At 72.8% G+C, this 17,397-nt stretch carries 14 protein-coding genes; 5 read left to right on the forward strand and 9 right to left on the reverse strand.

Features of this window, described 5'->3' with window-relative positions:
* Positions 1-396 precede the first annotated feature (396 nt).
* On the forward strand, positions 397-1,080 hold the full coding sequence (locus tag GIS00_RS09880) for a hypothetical protein (RefSeq protein WP_154768253.1): 684 nt from the start codon (positions 397-399) through the stop codon (positions 1,078-1,080).
* A gap of 110 nt (positions 1,081-1,190) precedes the next feature.
* Here the strand turns inward: GIS00_RS09880 and GIS00_RS09885 are convergent, their stop codons facing one another.
* The 8 genes from GIS00_RS09885 to GIS00_RS09920 form a co-directional block, all read right to left on the reverse strand.
* A complete protein-coding gene (locus tag GIS00_RS09885; protein ID WP_154768254.1) occupies positions 1,191-1,613 on the reverse strand; it encodes a VOC family protein in 423 nt (140 codons plus the stop codon).
* Positions 1,614-1,762: 149 nt separating this feature from the next.
* Positions 1,763-2,989, reverse strand: a complete 1,227-nt coding sequence (locus tag GIS00_RS09890) for an MFS transporter (RefSeq protein ID WP_196073210.1) — start codon at positions 2,987-2,989, stop codon at positions 1,763-1,765.
* A gap of 8 nt (positions 2,990-2,997) precedes the next feature.
* Positions 2,998-3,612 carry a TetR/AcrR family transcriptional regulator gene (locus GIS00_RS09895; protein WP_154768256.1) on the reverse strand — a complete coding sequence of 205 codons (615 nt, stop codon included), beginning with the start codon at positions 3,610-3,612 and terminating at the stop codon, positions 2,998-3,000.
* Positions 3,613-3,849: 237 nt separating this feature from the next.
* Positions 3,850-4,965, reverse strand: coding sequence for a trans-sulfuration enzyme family protein (locus GIS00_RS09900; RefSeq protein ID WP_154768257.1), 1,116 nt, complete (start codon positions 4,963-4,965; stop codon positions 3,850-3,852).
* A 132-nt stretch (positions 4,966-5,097) separates the two neighbouring features.
* A complete protein-coding gene (gene yhjD, locus GIS00_RS09905; RefSeq protein WP_196073211.1) occupies positions 5,098-6,156 on the reverse strand; it encodes an inner membrane protein YhjD in 1,059 nt (352 codons plus the stop codon).
* A gap of 319 nt (positions 6,157-6,475) precedes the next feature.
* On the reverse strand, positions 6,476-7,513 hold the full coding sequence (gene trpS, locus GIS00_RS09910) for a tryptophan--tRNA ligase (RefSeq protein ID WP_154768259.1): 1,038 nt from the start codon (positions 7,511-7,513) through the stop codon (positions 6,476-6,478).
* A gap of 16 nt (positions 7,514-7,529) precedes the next feature.
* On the reverse strand, positions 7,530-9,119 hold the full coding sequence (locus GIS00_RS09915) for a hemolysin family protein (RefSeq protein ID WP_322097789.1): 1,590 nt from the start codon (positions 9,117-9,119) through the stop codon (positions 7,530-7,532).
* Positions 9,120-9,267: 148 nt separating this feature from the next.
* Positions 9,268-10,611 (reverse strand): S8 family peptidase, encoded by a 1,344-nt coding sequence (locus tag GIS00_RS09920; protein WP_154768260.1) that lies wholly within the window; start codon positions 10,609-10,611, stop codon positions 9,268-9,270.
* A 287-nt stretch (positions 10,612-10,898) separates the two neighbouring features.
* Between GIS00_RS09920 and GIS00_RS09925 the strand changes: the two genes are divergently transcribed.
* The 4 genes from GIS00_RS09925 to GIS00_RS09940 all read left to right on the forward strand — a co-directional run bounded on the left by GIS00_RS09925 (position 10,899) and on the right by GIS00_RS09940 (position 16,425).
* Positions 10,899-13,679 (forward strand): CHAT domain-containing protein, encoded by a 2,781-nt coding sequence (locus GIS00_RS09925; RefSeq protein WP_154768261.1) that lies wholly within the window; start codon positions 10,899-10,901, stop codon positions 13,677-13,679.
* 140 nt (positions 13,680-13,819) lie between these two features.
* Positions 13,820-14,551, forward strand: a complete 732-nt coding sequence (locus tag GIS00_RS09930; protein ID WP_154768262.1) for an RNA polymerase sigma factor — start codon at positions 13,820-13,822, stop codon at positions 14,549-14,551.
* Between the two features lie 80 nt (positions 14,552-14,631).
* Complete coding sequence (locus GIS00_RS09935) at positions 14,632-15,132, forward strand: hypothetical protein (protein WP_154768263.1); 501 nt, start codon at positions 14,632-14,634, stop codon at positions 15,130-15,132.
* Between the two features lie 267 nt (positions 15,133-15,399).
* The gene (locus GIS00_RS09940; protein ID WP_154768264.1) at positions 15,400-16,425 is read left to right on the forward strand and encodes a LacI family DNA-binding transcriptional regulator; all 1,026 of its coding nucleotides are present in this window, start codon (positions 15,400-15,402) and stop codon (positions 16,423-16,425) included.
* Here the strand turns inward: GIS00_RS09940 and GIS00_RS09945 are convergent.
* On the reverse strand, positions 16,404-17,273 hold the full coding sequence (locus GIS00_RS09945) for an exodeoxyribonuclease III (RefSeq protein WP_322097790.1): 870 nt from the start codon (positions 17,271-17,273) through the stop codon (positions 16,404-16,406). The two genes, GIS00_RS09940 and GIS00_RS09945, sit on opposite strands and share 22 nt — an antisense overlap.
* Between the last annotated feature and the right edge of the window lie 124 nt (positions 17,274-17,397).

Consider the following 17,397-nt stretch of genomic DNA (forward strand, 5'->3'; position numbering starts at 1 on the left):
TGAAGTTGCCGCCTTTGGGACTGGTGGGACAGGAGTCGACCACTTCGTACGCGCGCCGGATGATGATCCTCGCGCCGGGCTGGGTCGGGGTCTGCGGTACGGAGCAGGGTGAGGCGCAGTGGGGTGATACAGGGGCAACCCACGGCGCCTTCACATCGGACACCGTGCGGCGAACAAATGAACATCGCGGGCGGTGATACCAGATCGAGTCACTCCGTCACTCCAGTGGACGATGACACTTTCACCGCGCACTTGTTAGGTTCAAGTCGTCTTTAGTCACACCAGAAACACCAGTCACATCAGGAACAGCGTCGGATCGGACAGTTCCGTCCCCGCCGGACGTCCCCACGGCCGCGCGGATCACCGCCCACAGTCCCCCAGCAGGAAGTCATCACCGTGCAGTTCTCCCGAAAGCTCCCCGTCGCACTGGCCGCCATGGCGCTGGCTGCGCTGACCTCGGTGGTCGGCGCCGGTTCCGCCGCGGCGGCGCCGGAGAAGTTCGCCTGCACCGTGCAGGCCAACTTCCCGGAGCGGGTCGTGGTCTCCACCGACACCACCGCAGTGCCGGTCACCCTGACCGGCTGCTACGGCCACCTCCGCTACACCTCGTCGGATGTCATCAACCCGAAGGGCACCGTGCAGCGGCTAATCTTCGACGGCGTGCGCACCGAGACGCTGATGATCTACCCGTGGGACGGCCCCGGCACCTACCGGACGACCAACGCCTGGGGCGTCACCAAGGACTCCAAGCCCATCGCCTGGAACTGGACCCAGACGGTCGTGAAGTACAACGCCTGGGCCGGCGTCGCCGCCACCCGCTCCGGCGACAAGACGACGGTGACCGTTGCGGCCAAGCGGTTCTCGGCCTACCAGGGGCTCATCGCCTACCCGAACCGGGTCGTCGGCATCCAGAGCGCACCCTCGGCCACCGGACCGTGGAAGAACATCGGCTACGTGACGGTCGGCCCGGTCGGCCGCGCCACCAAGGTGTTCGAGGCCGAGCCGGACCAGTTCTACCGGTCCTTCTTCGGCGAGACCGGCTCCTTCGTCAGTGCGGTGAGCCGGCCGGTCCAGCGCTGACCGGTCACGCATTGCGCTGACTGCCCGGGACTTCTCCCCCGATCGATCCCCGTCCGGCCGAGCCGGACGGGGATCGGTGCTGTGGGGGTCGACCGGTGGGATCGTCCGGCTCAGGCAGCCGCGCTGCCGGTGCACAGGCCGATCCGCCGGCCGCCCGGGTCGACGATCTCGGCCCACCAGCCCATGTCGCCGCCGACCTCGGTCCGCGGCGTGCGCACCGTGCCGCCCGCGGCCGACGCCTTCGCCAGGGTGTCCTCCATGTCCCGGACGTTGATGTAGACCTGGATCCCGGCGGCGGCAACCTGCTCGGGCTCGGCCTTGAAGATGCCGCCCACCAGCGTCTCCGGGCCCCCGCCGTTGAGGATGCCCAGGTAGCCCTCGCCGAACGGCATGAAGGTCCAGCCGAACACCGCTGTCAGGAAGGTCGAGGACACGTCCAGGTCGGCCACCGGGATCTCCCACCAGGTGACGGTGCCCAGCGGCGTGCCGTCCTGATCGGTCCCGCCGGCCGGTGCCTGCTGCGTCTCGGTCATGTCGTGCTCCTCCGCTTCGGCGTCGATGCGCACCCGGCTGGTCCGCATCCGACATCAGGCAGACGAGTACCGTCCCGCGGATTCGACAGCCCTGCACGACGAACTTCCGGGATCGTCCGCAGGTTCCGTCCCGGGTGGGCGGCTCCGGGTCAGCCCTCGCGCGTGACCCGACGGCGACCGGTCAGCATCGCCACGAGCGCGAGCACCACCAGCACCGCGGAGTAGACGACCGCGGTGCGGACCAGGCCGAACGACCCGATCGCGAATCCGGCAGCCACCGCGGGGAGGCTGAAGGCCAGGTAGCCGGCCACGAAGAAGGCGGCGAAGAACTCGGCCCGCTCGTGCTCGGCGGGGAGCGGGGCGAGCACCTTGAACGTGCCGCTGATCGCGGCACCGACACCGAGCCCGGCGATCAGCGATCCGACCAGGTAGACCGGCACCAGCGGGATCACCAGACCGACCACCGTGATCACCGAGCCGACCGACATGCCGACCATGCCGAACTGGTTCGCCCGTTGTCCGTCGGTGGACCGGGTGAGGAATCCGGACAGGGCGCCGGCGGCGCAGGGCAGGGCGACGAGCAGGCAGTCGACGAACACGTCGTGCACGCCGAACACCCCCAGCGCCACGGACGAGGTCAGCGACAAGGTGAAACCGAGCTGCGCCCACGGAACCACCAGCGCGGGCAGCACCTGCAGGAACGTTCGCCGCGCCTGCGCCGGGATCCGCATCCGCGGCGTCAACGCCGACAGCGGGACCGGACGACGGTCACCGGATGCCGGCATCAGCGCGACCAGCACCGCGAGCACCAGGAACCCGGCGCCCAAGACCAGGTAGACCAGCCGCGTCGGCATCGGCCCGAACCGGACCAGGGCACCCGAGATCAGGGCACCGGCCGCCAGTCCGATCGCCGGGATGAGCGCACTGAGCACCGAGGCGAACCGCACCTTGCCCGGCGGGGCCAGATCGATCAGACCCGCCGTCATCGCGCCGATCGACAACCCGGCCGCGATGCCCTGCAGGACCCGGGCGACGAACAGCCACTGCACGTCCGGCGCCAGGGCGAACACCACCATGTCGACGGTGAACAGGCCGAGTCCGGCCAGCAGCACCGGGCGCCGCCCGATGAGGTCGGACAGGCCGCCGACAGTCAGCAGGGCGAGCAGCAGCAGCACCGCGTAGACGGCGAAGATCTCGGTCAGCGTGCTGGTCGCGAAGCCCCACTCGCGCTGGTAGATCGGGTAGATCGGCGACGGCGCGCTGCCGGCGATCATCAGGGCCAGGTAGCTCAGCGCCACCACCCGGAACGAGCCGGCGCGCCCCAGCCGCAGGCGTCCGGCCCCGGTCGGCACAGAGATCGCGGTTGATGTGCTCATGCTGGTACTCATCCCTGGGCCCCCGACGGGGCCGTCGTGGCGGCGACCGGCGCCGGGCGGGCGACACCCAGTGCGCAGTCGAAGAAGTCGTCGAGGGCGTCGTCGCTCTGCTCGATCTTGGACCGGGTCACCGCACCCTCGTAGGCGGTGACCAGGAAGCGGGCCCGGCGATCCGGATCGGTACCGGCGGGCAGCGAACCGTCCCGGACCGCAGCATCGACGAGCGCGGCGGCACGCGCGGTCCAGTCGTCGAGCGCCGCACGCACCGCGGCCCGGAGGACGGGCGAGTCCTCGCCGGCCTCCGCCCCCAGGTTGAACAGCAGGCACCCGCGTCGCCAACTCCGGGCCGAGTGCCGGTCGGCCAGTGCCCCGAACCGGACGGCCAGCTCGTCCAGCGGACCGAGCCCGGCCACATCGGCGGTCCGCCAGGCCGACGCCTCCTGGTACCGCCGGACCACCTCCGCGGCGAGCTGCTCCTTGCCCGGGAAGTGGTTGTAGAACGAGCCTTTCGGCACACCGGCGGCCTTGGTGATGGTGTCCACCGAGCAGCCGTGGAAGCCCAGCCGGTGGAACTCGGTCCGGGCGGCGTCGACGATCTGCTCACGGCAGGAAGGGCGGGGCACCCGACCAATATGACCGGTCGTCTTGGAATCGTCAAGGTGAACGCGTGTGATCCGGAAGCCACAAGAACGCCGGCACCGCCCGGCGCGCAGTCATCGGCCGCGGGCACACCGCCCGGCACCGACCCCGGCGGCACGGGCGGCCGCATTCAGCCACCTGGGGAGCGGCGCCGACCGCCCGGCCGGGCACCGGCAGCGGCGCCGACCGGCCGGCCGGCCAGGCACTGAGATCCGGCGCGATCAGCCCAGTGCCTGGTCCAGGTCGGACCAGAGGTCCTCCACGTGCTCGATGCCGACGGAGAAGCGCAGCAGGTTCTCCGGGGTGCCGTTGGCCGCGTCGACGGCGTACCGGGCCCGCCGCTCGAGCAGCGATTCCACCCCGCCCAGGCTGGTGCCGTGGCTGACCAGCCGCACCCGGCCGCAGACCGCCTCCGCGGCGTCCGCTCCCCCGGCCACCAGGAACGACATCATGGCGCCGAACCCGTCGTGGTCCCGGGCCACGATGTCGTGACCCGGGAAGTCGGGAAGGCCGGGGTACAGCACCTTCTCGACCCGCGGGTCGGCGTCCAGCCGCCGGGCGAGTTCGCCGGCATTGGCCTGCGCCCGCTCCATCCGGACGTCCAGGGTGCGCAGCCCGCGCAACGCGAGGAAGCACTCGAGGGTGCCCGGGAAGGCTCCACCCAGGGTGCGACGCCGCAGCAGGTCGTCGAACCGGGCGTCGTCGGCGGTCACCAGCACACCCATCAGCAGGTCGGAGTGCCCGCCGAGATACTTGGTGGCCGAATGCATCACGAGATCCGCGCCGTGCTCCAGCGGCCGCAGCAGCACCGGCGAGTTCCAGGTGGAGTCGACCGCGACGGCCGCCCCCACCCGGTGCGCGGCGGCGACCAGTGCCGGCAGGTCCGCGATGCCGACCAGCGGGTTGGTCGGGGTCTCCACCCACAGCAGGGCCGGCGCGGGCTCGGCCTCGAGCGCGGCGACCACCGCTGCGGTGTCACTGATCTCGACGAACCTGACCACCAGCCGGCCGTCCGCGACGTGCCGTTCCAGCAGCGACGACGTACCGGAGTAACACATGCGCGGCGCCACCACCACGGCGCCGACCGGGACCGCGTCCAGGGCAGCCGCGGTCGCTCCCATCCCGGACGAGAACGCCAGCGCCCGGCCGCCTTCCAGCGCGCCGATCGCCTCCTCGAGCCCCTGCAGCACGTCGGAACCGGTCTGCCGCAGGTACACCGGGTCCTTGCCGGCATGGAACGTCACCGACGCACCGATCGGCGCGTTGACCGGGTTGCCCGGCTCGTGCGCCGGGCGACCGGCGGAGACGGCGAGGGTGGCGCGACGGGGTGCACTCATGCCGACCACGCTAGGGCACGGCGCACCATGGTTCTCCCGGGCACCGGGTCACTCCGATCACACCCGCGGCGGGGCCGGCGGTCGGACGAGGGTGACGGTCGACAGCTCTTACCCCGGAACGACTGTCGGGACTCAGCGGCGGCGCCGACCGGCCCCGAAACCCAGCAGGGCGCCGGCCCCGAGCAGCCCGGCCGCCTTGCGGCCGCTGATCGGCTCCTGCGCCACCACCTCCGGGGTGAGCGGCAGGTCGCCCTCCTCGATCTCGTCGTCCTGCTCCACCCACGGCTTCTCCTTCACCGTGCCGTCCGCGGTGGAGATCCAGGCGGCGACGAACAGCACCAGGGTCGCCGTGAGGTTGAAGAAGAACAGCAGACCGATAATGTTGCCGAAGATCTGGTAGCTGGCCGACCGGTTGAACAGCTGCGGCAGCAGGGTCAGCGCCTGCTTGAGCACCTCGAAGCCGATCGCCGCGGCCAGCGCCCCGCGCAGCAGCGGCTTGCGGGCCGGGTGGGCGTCCCGCGGCGAGAGCGAGGTGTAGACCCAGATGAAGATGAGGGTGTCCGCGGCCACCGCCAGCAGGATCGGCACGATCACCAGGATCGGGTGCAGCCATCCCTGGTTCTCCAGACCGAGCCACCGGACGATCTGCGGCGACAGCGCCGCGCCCGCGGTGGACAGCCCGAGCGAGACCACGATCGCCAGGCCGAGCCCGACCAGCCGGACCAGGTTCCGGCCGATGCCGACGATGAAGTTCTCCTCGGCGATCTCCTGGTGCTCGTCGAAGTCGCTGCGCCACTGCGCCTGCACCGCCGCCCGGATGTTGCCCATCCATCCGATACCGGAGTAGAGGGCGACGACCAGGCCGATCAGGCCGACCGACAGCCGCGAGTCGATCGCGGTGTCCAGCGCCCCGGAGATGCTGTCGGACAGCCCGCCCGGGATCTGCTCGGTGATCTTGTCCCGGATGTCGTTGAGCAGTTCGGGCCGGCCGGCCAGCACGAACCCGGCCACCGAGAAGGCGACCATCAGGATCGGCACCAGGGACAGGAACGAGAAGTAGGTGATCGCGGCGGCGAACTGGGTGCCCAGCCGGGCGGAGAACCGCTGGGCGGCGCGGATCAGGTGGGCGATGCCGGGCCGCGACGTGATGCCCTTCGCCCCGCCCTGCGCGCTGTCCGTCCGACTCGCCACGCTGCCCTCCAGGTAGAGATCCAGGCCGGTCCGGCGGACCCGCCGCGGCGCCGGCGCCCGGCGACGGGTGCCCTCGCCTCACCCGATGCGGTGCCCGGCGGGGGGCGTCGCAAACCGGTGCGGAACCGACCTGCCGATTGCCGGTGGCCAGTGGCCGGTGGCCGGTGGCCGGTGGCCGGTGGCCGGTGGCCGGTGGCCGGTGGCCGGTACGAGCGGGTGGCACCAGCCCCGGCCCGGGGCACCCGGCCCGGGATCCTCCATCGGGACCGCCAGGAGAGCGATGCCGGTCCCATCCCTACCGGCCGGCGTCCCGGGTCGGTCAGCCGCGCAGGAACCCGATCCGGTCGTAGACCGTGGCCAGCGTGCCGTCGGCGACCTCACGGGCCCGGGCACCGCCGACGGCCAGGATCCGGTCCAGCTCGGCCGGGTCGTCCAGGTAACCGGTCACCTGCTGCTGCAGCGGCTCGACGAAGGCGGCGAAGGCGTTCGCCAGGTCGCCCTTGAGGTCGCCGTAGCCCTTGCCCTGGTAATCCAGCTCGAGCTGCGGCACGTCCCGGCCGGTGAACACCGAGAGCAGGGTCAGCAGGTTGGAGACGCCCGGCTTGTTCGTCTCGTCGAAGCGGATCTCCCGCTCGGCGTCGGTGACGGCCGACTTGATCCGCTTCACCGAGGCCTTCACGTCGGCGAGCAGGTCGAGCGCGCCGCCGGGCGAGCTCTTGCTCATCTTCACCGTCGGCTCGGTGAGGTCGTAGATCTTGGCGGTGGCCTTCAGGATGTACGGCTCGGGCACCGTCAGGGTGGCGCCGTAGCGGGAGTTGAACCGCTGCGCCAGGTTCCGGGTGAGCTCCAGGTGCTGCCGCTGGTCCTCGCCCACCGGCACGACATCCGCGGCATAGGCCAGGATGTCGGCGGCCTGCAGGATCGGGTAGGTGAACAGCCCGACGCTGGAGCGGTCGGCGCCGCCCTTGGCCGACTTGTCCTTGAACTGGGTCATCCGGCCCGCTTCGCCGAATCCGGTCAGGCACTCCATCACCCAGCCGAGCTGGTTGTGCGCGGGCACCTGTGACTGCACGAACAGGGTGGACCGCTCCGGTTCGATGCCCAGCGCGAGCAGCTGGGCAGCGGCGACCCGGGTGCGCCGGCGCAGCAGCGCCGGGTCCTGCTCGACGGTGATCGCGTGCAGATCGACGACGGTGTAGAAGGTCTCGTGGGTGGCCTGCAGGTCCACCCACTGCCGCAGCGCGCCCAGGTAGTTGCCGACGTGGAACGAGTCGGCGGTCGGCTGGATCCCGGACAGCACCCGGGGCCGGGCAGTGGTCGGGGCAGCGGGAACGGACTGGTCGGACGGCACGGTCATGCCTCCGATCCTCCCATCACCGGACGGGCGTCCCGGACACCTGCCGGCGCTCCCCCGGCCGTCCCGGGCGGACCCAGGAGCCGTCGTTCCCGCTGTCGTCGTTCCCGGTGTCCGTCGACGGCCCGTCGGCCGAGACCCCGTCCGTCGACGTCCCGCCGGCCGACACCCCTGGGGCCGGACTCCCCGCCGGTGGCGGGCCCGCATCGCGCGGCGGCACGGGTCGGGTGGCCGGCCGCGGCGCGGTGGTGCCGGCCGGACGGTCCGCCACCGGCCCGGCGGCGGCCGCGTCCCGGTGCCGGTCCGCCAGGGCCTGCTGGGCATCGGTCTGCTCGGTGACCCCGATGACACCGACCGCGATCCGGGCCACCCGCCGCCCGTCCATCTCGGTGACGGTGAGCGAGCGGCCGCCGACCTCGACGGCATCGCCGGCCACCGGGAGGCGCCCCAGACCGGCCATCACGAAGCCCGCGACGGTGCTGTACGGACCGGTCGGCAGCTCGACCCCGGTGGCCTCGGCGAAGTCGTCGAGGTTGAGCAGTCCGTCGACCTCACCGGCCCGCGGGGCCGGCTCCTGCGGCCCCGGTGCCGCGACCATCTCGCCGACGATCTCCTCGACCAGGTCCTCCAACGTCACGATGCCGTCGGTCCCGCCGTACTCGTCCATCACCACGGCCAGATGCTGTCCGGCGGCCCGCATCTCGTGCAGGGCGTCGAGCACACCCTTGGTCCCGGGGATCACGCTCACCGGCCCGGCGATGTCCACCAGGGTGGCCGACCGGGGCAGGTCCTTGCGCGGCGCCAGCAGGTCGCGGATGTGCACGACGCCGACCACCTCGTCGACGTCGCGGCCGATCACCGGGAAGCGGGAGTGCGGGTGCGCGATCGCCGTGCGGGCGGCCCGGGACACGGTCAGCGACGCCTGCAGGAACTGCACCTCGCGGCGCGGCACCATCACCTCGCGGGCCAGCGTGCCCTCGGCGGAGAAGACGTCGGCGATCATCCGGCGCTCGACCGTGGTCAGCGACTCGTGCGCGGCCACCAGCGACTGCAGTTCCTCGGAGCTGATCTCGTCACCGGTGGCATGCGGATCGCCGCGGAACAACCGGACCAGGCCGTCGGTGCTGCGGCCGAGCAGCCACACCAGTGGCCGGAACAGCCGGGCCAGCAGGGTGAGCGGCCCGGAGGCCAGCAGCGCGATGCTCTCCCGGCGCTGCAACGCCAGGCGCTTCGGGGTGAGCTCGCCGATCACCAGGCTGAGGAAGGACAGGATCAGGGTGATGCCGACCAGCGACAGCGCGTGCGCCCAGCCGGCGGACATGCCGGCCGACACCAGCGCGTCGGACACCCGGGCCGAGATGGTGGTGGCGCCCAGCGCCGACGACAGCATCGTCGACACGGTGACGCCGATCTGCACCGCCGCCAGGAACCGGTTCGGGTCGGAGACCAGCCGCTCCAGTCGGGCGCCACGGACGCCGCCGGTCTCGGCGAGACGCCGGACCTGACTCTCCCGCAGCGAGATCATCGACACCTCGGCCGCGTTGAACGCGCCGCCGATCAACAGGAACAGCAGGACGATGCCGATCTCCTGCAGCAGGTCAGAAACCACCACTCACCTCGCCGCACCGGTGGGACGGCCCGCCGCCAACTCGAACACCGTCGGACCAGCCGGACGCGCAGCCGCACCGGGCGGCACGGGACTCGGAGGTTCCACAGGCCGATCGTACGGCGGCCGGGCACCGGACCGGCCGGTGCGGTCAGAGCAGGTTGACCACCACGCCCAGGTCCGGCAGCCGGAACAGCCCCCAGGTGCGGACCAGGTCGTCGGCGGCCTGCTGCGCGTCGACCCCGCGGTCGGCCATGTACCGGGCGATCGCGCCGGCGACCTTCGGCGCGGCGAAGGACGTACCGCTCCACATCGCCCAGCCGTCGGCGAACGGGTCGACCCCGCTGACCCCGGTCCGGGTGTCACGGACACCACGGAAGAAGGTGCTGACGACGTCCACCCCCGGCGCGCAGGCACTGACCCACGGGCCGAAGTTCGAGAACCAGGCGCGGGCCGAGTCGCCGAGCGCCGCCACCCCGATCACTCCTGGAATGGCGGCCGGGTACGCCGGGCGGGAGGAGGCGTTGTTGCCGGCGGCCGCGACCACCACCGGCCGGTGCGGCAGGCCGGAGAGCGCCTGCACCGCCTGGGTGATCGTCGGCGGCGGGGCGTCGTCCTCGCTGTAGCCGCTCAGTGACATGTTGACCACGTCGACCTCGGGCACCTCGGCCGCGATCCGGGCCAGCCCGGCCGCCAGGGTGAAGTCGTCGCCGTCGCCGAACCCGGTGAGCACACCGATGTTCACGATGCGGGTGTCCGGCGCCAACCGCCGGACGATCCCGGAGATGAAGGTGCCGTGCCCGGCCTCCCGGTCCAGCCAGAGGTCGCCGTCGCTGTCCGGCACGTCGATGTCGTCGACGTCCTGCGGGGTGGACGCCGGGGTGGTCGACAGGACCGAGCAGGTGGTGGCCAGTTCCGGGTGATCGGCGACGGAGGTCCCCTCGGCCAACGCCAGGCCGGTGTCGAGCACCACCACCGTGGCGACGGTGCGTCGGGCGGCCGGATCCGCCGGCGACCAGGCCGGCACCGGCGCGGCGGCCGGCAGCACGGTGCTGGCCATCGGGTTGCCGAGATACGCCGGGTTCCCCAGGTACGCCGGGTTGCCCAGATACGCGGGATTGCCGAGGTACGCCGGGTTCCCGAGATAGGCCGGGTTGCCCAGGTACGCCGGACTGCCGGTGAACCGGTCACCGAAGAACACCGTGTTCGGATGGATGGCCCGGAACCCCTTGCGACGCACGCTGTCCAGCGCCTGCAGCGTGTCCTTCACCCGGAGCCGCACCACGTCGAGCACCCGGCCCGCCCGCTCGGCGTCGGGCAGGAGCTCACCGATCATGTTCTCGTTGCCGTCAAGAGCGCGCAGGTCGACCAGCACCTCACCGGCCCGGTACGCGAACCCGCGACCCGGCGCTGTCTCGCCGGTGGCGATCCGGGCCTTCTCCAGCCATGCGGAGAGCCGCTCGAACCCGGTCTGCTCCTGGTGCTCCTCGCGCATGCGCTGTCCTGTCGCCGTCGGTGCGGGTCGATGGATGCCGGTCGCCCCCGACCCGTCGGGTGCGCTCCCAGGTGCAGTTATAGCGCCGGGTGACCGGCCGTCAGCGGGATCCGGGGCGATTGGGGCCGAACCGGTGACGGCCTCCACCCGTTCTCCCGCAAGGACTGTCCGGCCGGTAGCCTGCCGGTGCGGATGGATCTCCGGCCGGTTGCGGCGATCGGGTCCGCGGGTGACGAGCGACCGGCGGACGATCCTCCGCCGCACACCGGCCGGACGGCGAGGAGCCCATGGATCTCCTGAGCGACGCCCGCGCCGCGGTCGACGCCGCACAGTCCGATCCCCGGGAGGCGCTGCGACTGGCTACCGCGGTACTCGACCACGCCGCCGACACCGCCGGCGCAGGCACCGGGCCGACCAGCACCGCCGGTAGGGACACAGCCGGCCCCGCTCCGATCGGTCCCCCGGCCGTGGCCGCGGCCACCGCGCACTGGGCGATCGGACTGGCCCGTCGCGAACTCGGGGATCTCGGCACGGCCGAGACCTCGCTCCGGCAGGCGGTGGACCTCGCCTCGGCCGCCGGGGCGACCGCGCTCGTGGCCTCCGTCCGGAGCAGTCTGGCCCTGGTCCGGACGTACCAGGGCGCGCCCGAGGACGGCCTGGCCGAGCTGGATCTCGCCGAACCGCACCTGGACGGTCCGGAACTGGCGCGGGCCCGGATGCAACGCGGTCTGATCCTGCAGCGACTGGGGCGGTTGGACGAGGCGCTGGAGCGGTACGCGGCAGCGCTGCCGGTGCTGGAGCAGGCGGGTGACCGGCTGGCCGAGGTCCGGCTCCGGGTGAACCGCGGGGTCGCGCTGGTGTACCGGAACGAGCTGCCGGCAGCAGATCTCGACCTGGTCCGGGCCAGGGAGCTGGCCATCGGGCTGGGCCAGGGGCTGCAGGTGGCGGCGTGTTCGCACAATCTCGGGTTCCTGTACGGGCGGCACGGCGACGTTCCGCGCTCGCTCGGTTGGTTCGACCGGGCGCAGCAGGAGTACACCGATGCCGGTGCGGGTGGTGGCGCCACCGCCGTCCTGCTGGCCGACCGGGCCGAGGTGCTGTCCGGGGCGGGATTGGTCGACGAGGCGCTTGCCGTTTCCCGGGAAGCACTGGCGCGGCTCTCCGACGGCGGCAACGATGTCGAGATCGCCGAGGCCCAACTGACTCTCGCCCGCAACGCCCGCTCGGCGGGTGCCCGGGCGGAGGGCGCCGAGCTCGCCCGGCGCGCAGCCACGTCCTTCGCCCTGCTCGGCCGCGACAGCTGGGTGGCCCACGCCCGCTGGATCGAGGCCGACTGCACCGCGGTCGACGGCGCCGATGGACTGCCGGCCACCGTTGACGCCACTGTCGTTGCCGCCGCCGGCATCGCCGACCTCGCCGGCGCCCTGGACCGCGCCGGCTGGGCTGCCGATGCCGTCTCGGCCCTGCTGCTGGCAGCCGGGACCGCCCGGTCCGCGGGCGACATCACCGTCGCTGACGGATATCTCGAGCGCGCCGCGGCGGCGCGCACCGATGCTGCGGCGGCCACCCGGATCACCGGCTGGTACGCCGAGGCCAGGCGACGCCTGCACCTGGGCGACCGGTCCGGCGCCGCGCGGGCGGCCAGGGACGGCCTGCGGACGGTGACCGCGGTCCGGTCCACACTGGTGGCGGGGGACCTCCGCGCCCACGTGTCGCTGCTGGGACAGCAACTCGCCGACCTGCTGGTCGCCCTGGCTCTCCGGCACGGTGGCCCCGAGGAGGTCTTCCGGGCGGCCGAGACCTGGCGCGCCGCATCACTGCTCGCCCCGGTGCGGCCGCCCGCGGACCCGGAACTCGCCCGCCGGTTGGCCGCCCTGCGGGCCGCCGTGGCGGAACTCCGGCCGGATGCCCCGGCGGCCGCCGTCGCGGTCCAGCGGCAGGAACGGGAGATCCGGGACCTGGTGCGGTCGACACCGGCCACGCCGGCCGCGCGAACGGCGGGGACCGGGGACGCCGGATCGGTCGACCCCGCGGCGGTACGGGATGCCCTGGGCGAACGGATCCTGCTCGAGTGGGTCCAGCACGACGGACGCCTGCACCTGCTGCAGATCGCCGCCGGCAGAACGCATCTCGCAGCCGTCGGTCACGTCGCGGAGATCCGGGAGCTGGTGGCGGACCTGCGTTTCCAGCTGCACCGACTGGCCCGCGGTGTCGGCTCGGAACGATCACTGGCGGCCGCCGAAGCGGGACTGGACCGTTCCGCCCGACTGCTCTCGGGCCTCCTGCTCGGGCCGGCGGCCGCCGACCTGCCGGCGTCGTCGGCGGTCCCGCTGCCCGGCTACTGCGTCCCGCTGCCGCCCGGCGGTGAGCTGGTCCTGATCCCGACCGGTGACCTGCACGGCGTGCCGTGGGCGGCACTCCCGTGGCTGCGGGAGCGGTCGCACGTCGTCGCGCCGTCCGCCCGGACCTGGGTGGCCGCGGCCTCACGGCACGGGCGTCCCGGACGCGGTGGCCGCACCGTCCTGGTCGCCGGTCCCGACCTGCCCGGGGCACCCGACGAGATCGGTGACATCTCCGGCCTGCTGCCCGACGCCGTGGTGCTGGCCGGTGCCGATGCGGGGGTCGGGGCGGTGCTGGAGGCGATCGGAGACCGCAGGACCACCGTGGTGCACGTCGCCGCCCACGGCACCTTCCGCACGGACAACCCGTTGTTCTCCGCCCTGCAACTCGCCGACGGCCCGTTGACCGTGTACGACCTGCAGGCGCTCGAGCGGGTCCCACCGGTCCTGGTCCTCGCCGCCTGCGACACCGCGGGCGTCGCGGTCCGTCCCGGCGACGAGCCCGAGGGCCTGGCGACAGCGCTGCTCTCGGCCGGCGCCGGGACGGTCATCGCCCCGTCGGTGCCGGTACCGGACGACGCGACCGCCCTGCTGATGCCCGCCCTGCACCGACACCTCGCTGCGGGCGCCGACCCGGCTCGGGCGCTGCGACTGGCCCGCACGCAGAGCGGTGACGGTGGGCCGCGGGAGCTGGCGGCGCGCAGCTCGTTCGTCGCCCTCGGCGGCTGAGGACGCATCGGTCGGCACCGCAACCGCATGGCCTGAGGCGGCCACTGACCTCGCGTACTGCGCCGATCGGGCGAACCGGACGGCCGTGCGTATCAGGACGGCCGCTGCTCCGCCCTTTCCACGGGGAGAGAGGAGTTGCGATGACCGTCCTGCAGCAGACCGGCACCACCGACCGGGCGCCCCGCGTTCCGGGTCAGATCGCACCGTCCGACCCCGGTGAGGTGACCGCCGGTCGATGGATCGAGGAACCACCGCCCCGCCGCACCGTCGCGGCGCTGCTCGCCGCGGTCGACGACCCCGGTGCCTGGCACGAGCTGGTCGATCGTTACGGGCGCCTCGTCTGGTCCGTCGCCCGAACCTTCCGGCTCGACGACTCCACCACCGCCGACGTCACGCAGAACGTCTGGCTCCGGCTGGTCGAGCACCGGCTGCGGATCCGCGAACCCGAGCAGCTCGCCTCCTGGCTGGCGACCACGACCCGGCACGAGGCGATCGCCGTGCTGCGCGGCCGCAAGCGGGAGTCACCGACCGACTCCGTCCAGGACCTCGAGGACCGCTCCGTCGCCCCGGTGGAGGACGCCGTGGTCGATGCGTTCGACGACGCCCGCCTGCACGCCGACGTCCGGGTGGCGTTCGGCATGCTGCCGCCGGAGGGCCAGTTGTTGCTGCGGCTGGTCACGGCGGAACCGAAGATCGGCTACGCGGCCATCGCCGAGATCGTCGGCCGGCCGATCGGCAGCATCGGCCCGACCCGCGGCCGGCTGCTGGGCGAGCTGCGCAGGCATCTGGCCTCCCTGCAGTCCGGGGAGGATCAGGAGCGCACCGGCCGGGTACCGGTCGGTGCATCGCACGAGAGGGGAGCCCGTCCGTGAACCGGAACGACACGACTGCACACGAGGACCCACGAGCGGCTCCCCACCGCAGGGGCCACCACCCGCCGCGGGTGGTGGACGTGCACACGCTCGACGACGACCGGCTCGCCACGCTCCTCGGTGCGGTGCTCGACCACGCGGACCCGGTGCCGCTGCGGGTGACCAGGCGGGCGCACGCACTGGCCACCGACGCCGCCACTGCTCCCGATGCGCTCGACATCCCCGAACTGACCACTGATCTCGACCTGGAGCTGGCGCTGCTCACCTTCGACTCCGACCTGCAGCCGGCCGGCCTGCGGTCCGCGGGGGCGTCCAGCCGGGAACTGCAGTTCGAGACCGGCGGTCACGAACTGGTGCTGCTGGTCACCGGATCCCCGGGCGCCCTGCGCATCGACGGACAGCTGATCCCTGCCGAGGGGTCCGGGATCGAACTGGCCGGCGCGGTGCCGGGCGAGCACTGGCACGCGGTTGTCGACGACACCGGACGCTTCCGTTTTTCATCGGTCGGTGCCCGGCGGGCGCGGATCGTCGTACCCGGCGCGCGCTTCCGTACTCCGGAGTTCGACCTGGGACCGGCCTGATCGCGGCGGCGCTGACGATGTGACGCGCGGCCGTGACCGCACGGCCGTCACCACGGCGTCGACGTGACTCCGCGGTCGTGACCACACGGTCGGTGTGACCACACGGTCGGTGTGACCACACGGTCGGTGTGACGGCGATGTCGTCAGGGCAGCGTGCCGTCGGATCCACCACGTCGTCGGATCCACCACGCCGTCGGATCCACCATGTCGTCGGATCCACCATGTCGTCGGATCTACGCTGTCGGTCCTGGCGGCTACCCTCGGTCCATGCCCGCCCGGACGAAACGCCCGACGCTGCGGGACATCGCCGCAGAGACGGGGTTGTCACCGGCAGCGGTGTCGTACGCGCTGCGCGGGCTCCAGGTCCCGGAGGCCACCCAGGAACGGGTGCGCGAAGCGGCCGAGCGGCTGGGCTACCAGGTGGACCCGATCGCCCGCGCGCTCGCCTCCGGACGCAGCGGGTACGTCGGGCTGCTCTGCGGGTCGCAGGAGGACAGCTGGCAGCAGTCGGTGCTGGCCGCCCTGGGCCGCGAGCTGCTGACCGCCGGTCTCGGCGCGCTGATGGTCGACGCGATCAACGATCCGGAGCTGGAGCGTGACCTCGCCCAGCGTCTGGTGGACCAGCGGGTGGACGCGCTCATCGTGCTGCCGCTGGACCCGGCTGCCCCGCACTGGGCGGAGATCGCCCGCCGCACCGTGCTGGTGTCCATCGGCGACAGCCTGCCCGGTGCCGCGACGGCGGCAGAGGTGGTGTTCGACAACGTCGCCGGGGTGACCGACGCACTGGGCCGGCTGGCCGCCGCCGGCCACCGGCGGGTGGCGGTGCTCAGCCCGAACGCGGCCTCCACGCCGGACCGGCCGTCGGAGGCGGTGGTGCACCGGGTGGCACCGGCGCTGGGTCTTCTCGAGCAGGTCCGGATGTGCCCGCACGACCTCGACGGGGCCACCGAGGTGGCCGCCTCCCTGCTGTCCGGACCGGACCGACCGACCGCGGTGCTGTGCCTGGCGGACTCCTTCGCCTACGGCGTGTACCAGGCCGCCCGGGATCTCGGACTCCGTGTGCCGGAGGATGTCTCGGTCCTCGGTTTCGACGACCGGCCGGTGTCGCGACTGCTCAGCCCGCCGCTGTCCAGCTACCGCTGGCCGATGGAGGAGATGGTGGAGGCGGTGGTCCGCCGCACCGTCCGGGCCATCGAGGAGGGCACCCGCTCGAAGCGCAAGGTGCTGGACGCGCAGCCGCAGATGCGGGGGTCGGTGGCGCCCCCGCCCGGTCACCAGCCGGGCGCCTCGTAGTCGACCACCACGGCGGCGTGGTCGGAGATCCGCTCGGCGTAGGAGTTCTCCCGGTCCACCCGGGCCGCGACAGCGGTGGCGGCTAGGCCGGGCGTCGCGACCTGGTGGTCGATCCGCCAGCCGGCGTCGTTGTCGAACGCCTTCCCACGCCAGGACCACCAGGTGTACGGACCGTCGGCCTCCGGGTGCACCGAGCGCAGCACGTCGACCATCTCGCCGTCGGCGAGCAACTCACCGAACCAGGCCCGCTCCTCCGGCAGGAAGCCGACGGACTTGAGATTGGTCTTCCAGGAACGGATGTCGGCGTTGGTGTGGGCGATGTTCCAATCACCGCAGACGACCAGCTCGCGGCCGGCGGCGGCCGTCTCGCGGATGTGCGCGGTGAGCTGCTTCATGAACAGCATCTTCCCGTCGTACTTCTCCCCCGCGGTGTCGCCCTTGGGCAGGTAGAGGGAGGCGACGGTGATCCCGCTCGGGGCGTCGGTGGCACCGGGTGGCGTGGCGGCACCGGGCGAGGTGGCAGCTGCGCCGGGCGAGGTGGCAGGTGCGCCGGGCAGGTCCACCTCGATCCACCGGCCCTCGGCGTCGAAGTCGGCCGATCCGAAGCCGATCCGGACAGCGGTCGGCCCGACCCGGCTGAGCACGGCGACACCGTTCCGCCCGGCCCGGTCGCCCTCGTGGTAGGAGAACGTCCAGCCGTCGAGGATCTCCGGCGGCACCAGCGCGACGGGCGAGCGCACCTCCTGCAGGCAGACCACATCCGCGCCGGTCCGGGCCAGCCAGTCACCGAACCCGCGGCGGACCGCGGCCCTGATCCCGTTGACGTTGAACGTCGCGACCCGCAGCACCCGCCGACCTCCCGCTCCCGCGCGTCTCCGCCGGACCGGCGGTGCGCGCCGACGATCGTGTCACGGGACAGCTGCGGCCCGGACCACGTCGGCCGGTGCCCGCTGTCATCACCGCTGGTGGAAC

It is taken from the genome of Nakamurella alba (genome assembly GCF_009707545.1).
Taxonomy (GTDB): Bacteria; Actinomycetota; Actinomycetes; order Mycobacteriales; family Nakamurellaceae; genus Nakamurella; species Nakamurella alba.

What these genes read in the sequence shown, in the direction of transcription:
- GIS00_RS09885 (WP_154768254.1), bottom strand. Translation starts at nt 1,613, where the DNA reads ATGACCGAGACGCAGCAGGCACCGGCCGGCGGGACCGATCAGGACGGC.
- GIS00_RS09890 (WP_196073210.1), bottom strand. Translation starts at nt 2,989, where the DNA reads ATGAGCACATCAACCGCGATCTCTGTGCCGACCGGGGCCGGACGCCTG.
- GIS00_RS09900 (WP_154768257.1), bottom strand. Translation starts at nt 4,965, where the DNA reads ATGAGTGCACCCCGTCGCGCCACCCTCGCCGTCTCCGCCGGTCGCCCG.
- trpS (WP_154768259.1), bottom strand. Translation starts at nt 7,513, where the DNA reads ATGACCGTGCCGTCCGACCAGTCCGTTCCCGCTGCCCCGACCACTGCC.
- GIS00_RS09920 (WP_154768260.1), bottom strand. Translation starts at nt 10,611, where the DNA reads ATGCGCGAGGAGCACCAGGAGCAGACCGGGTTCGAGCGGCTCTCCGCA.
- GIS00_RS09925 (WP_154768261.1), top strand. Translation starts at nt 10,899, where the DNA reads ATGGATCTCCTGAGCGACGCCCGCGCCGCGGTCGACGCCGCACAGTCC.
- GIS00_RS09930 (WP_154768262.1), top strand. Translation starts at nt 13,820, where the DNA reads ATGACCGTCCTGCAGCAGACCGGCACCACCGACCGGGCGCCCCGCGTT.
- GIS00_RS09940 (WP_154768264.1), top strand. Translation starts at nt 15,400, where the DNA reads ATGCCCGCCCGGACGAAACGCCCGACGCTGCGGGACATCGCCGCAGAG.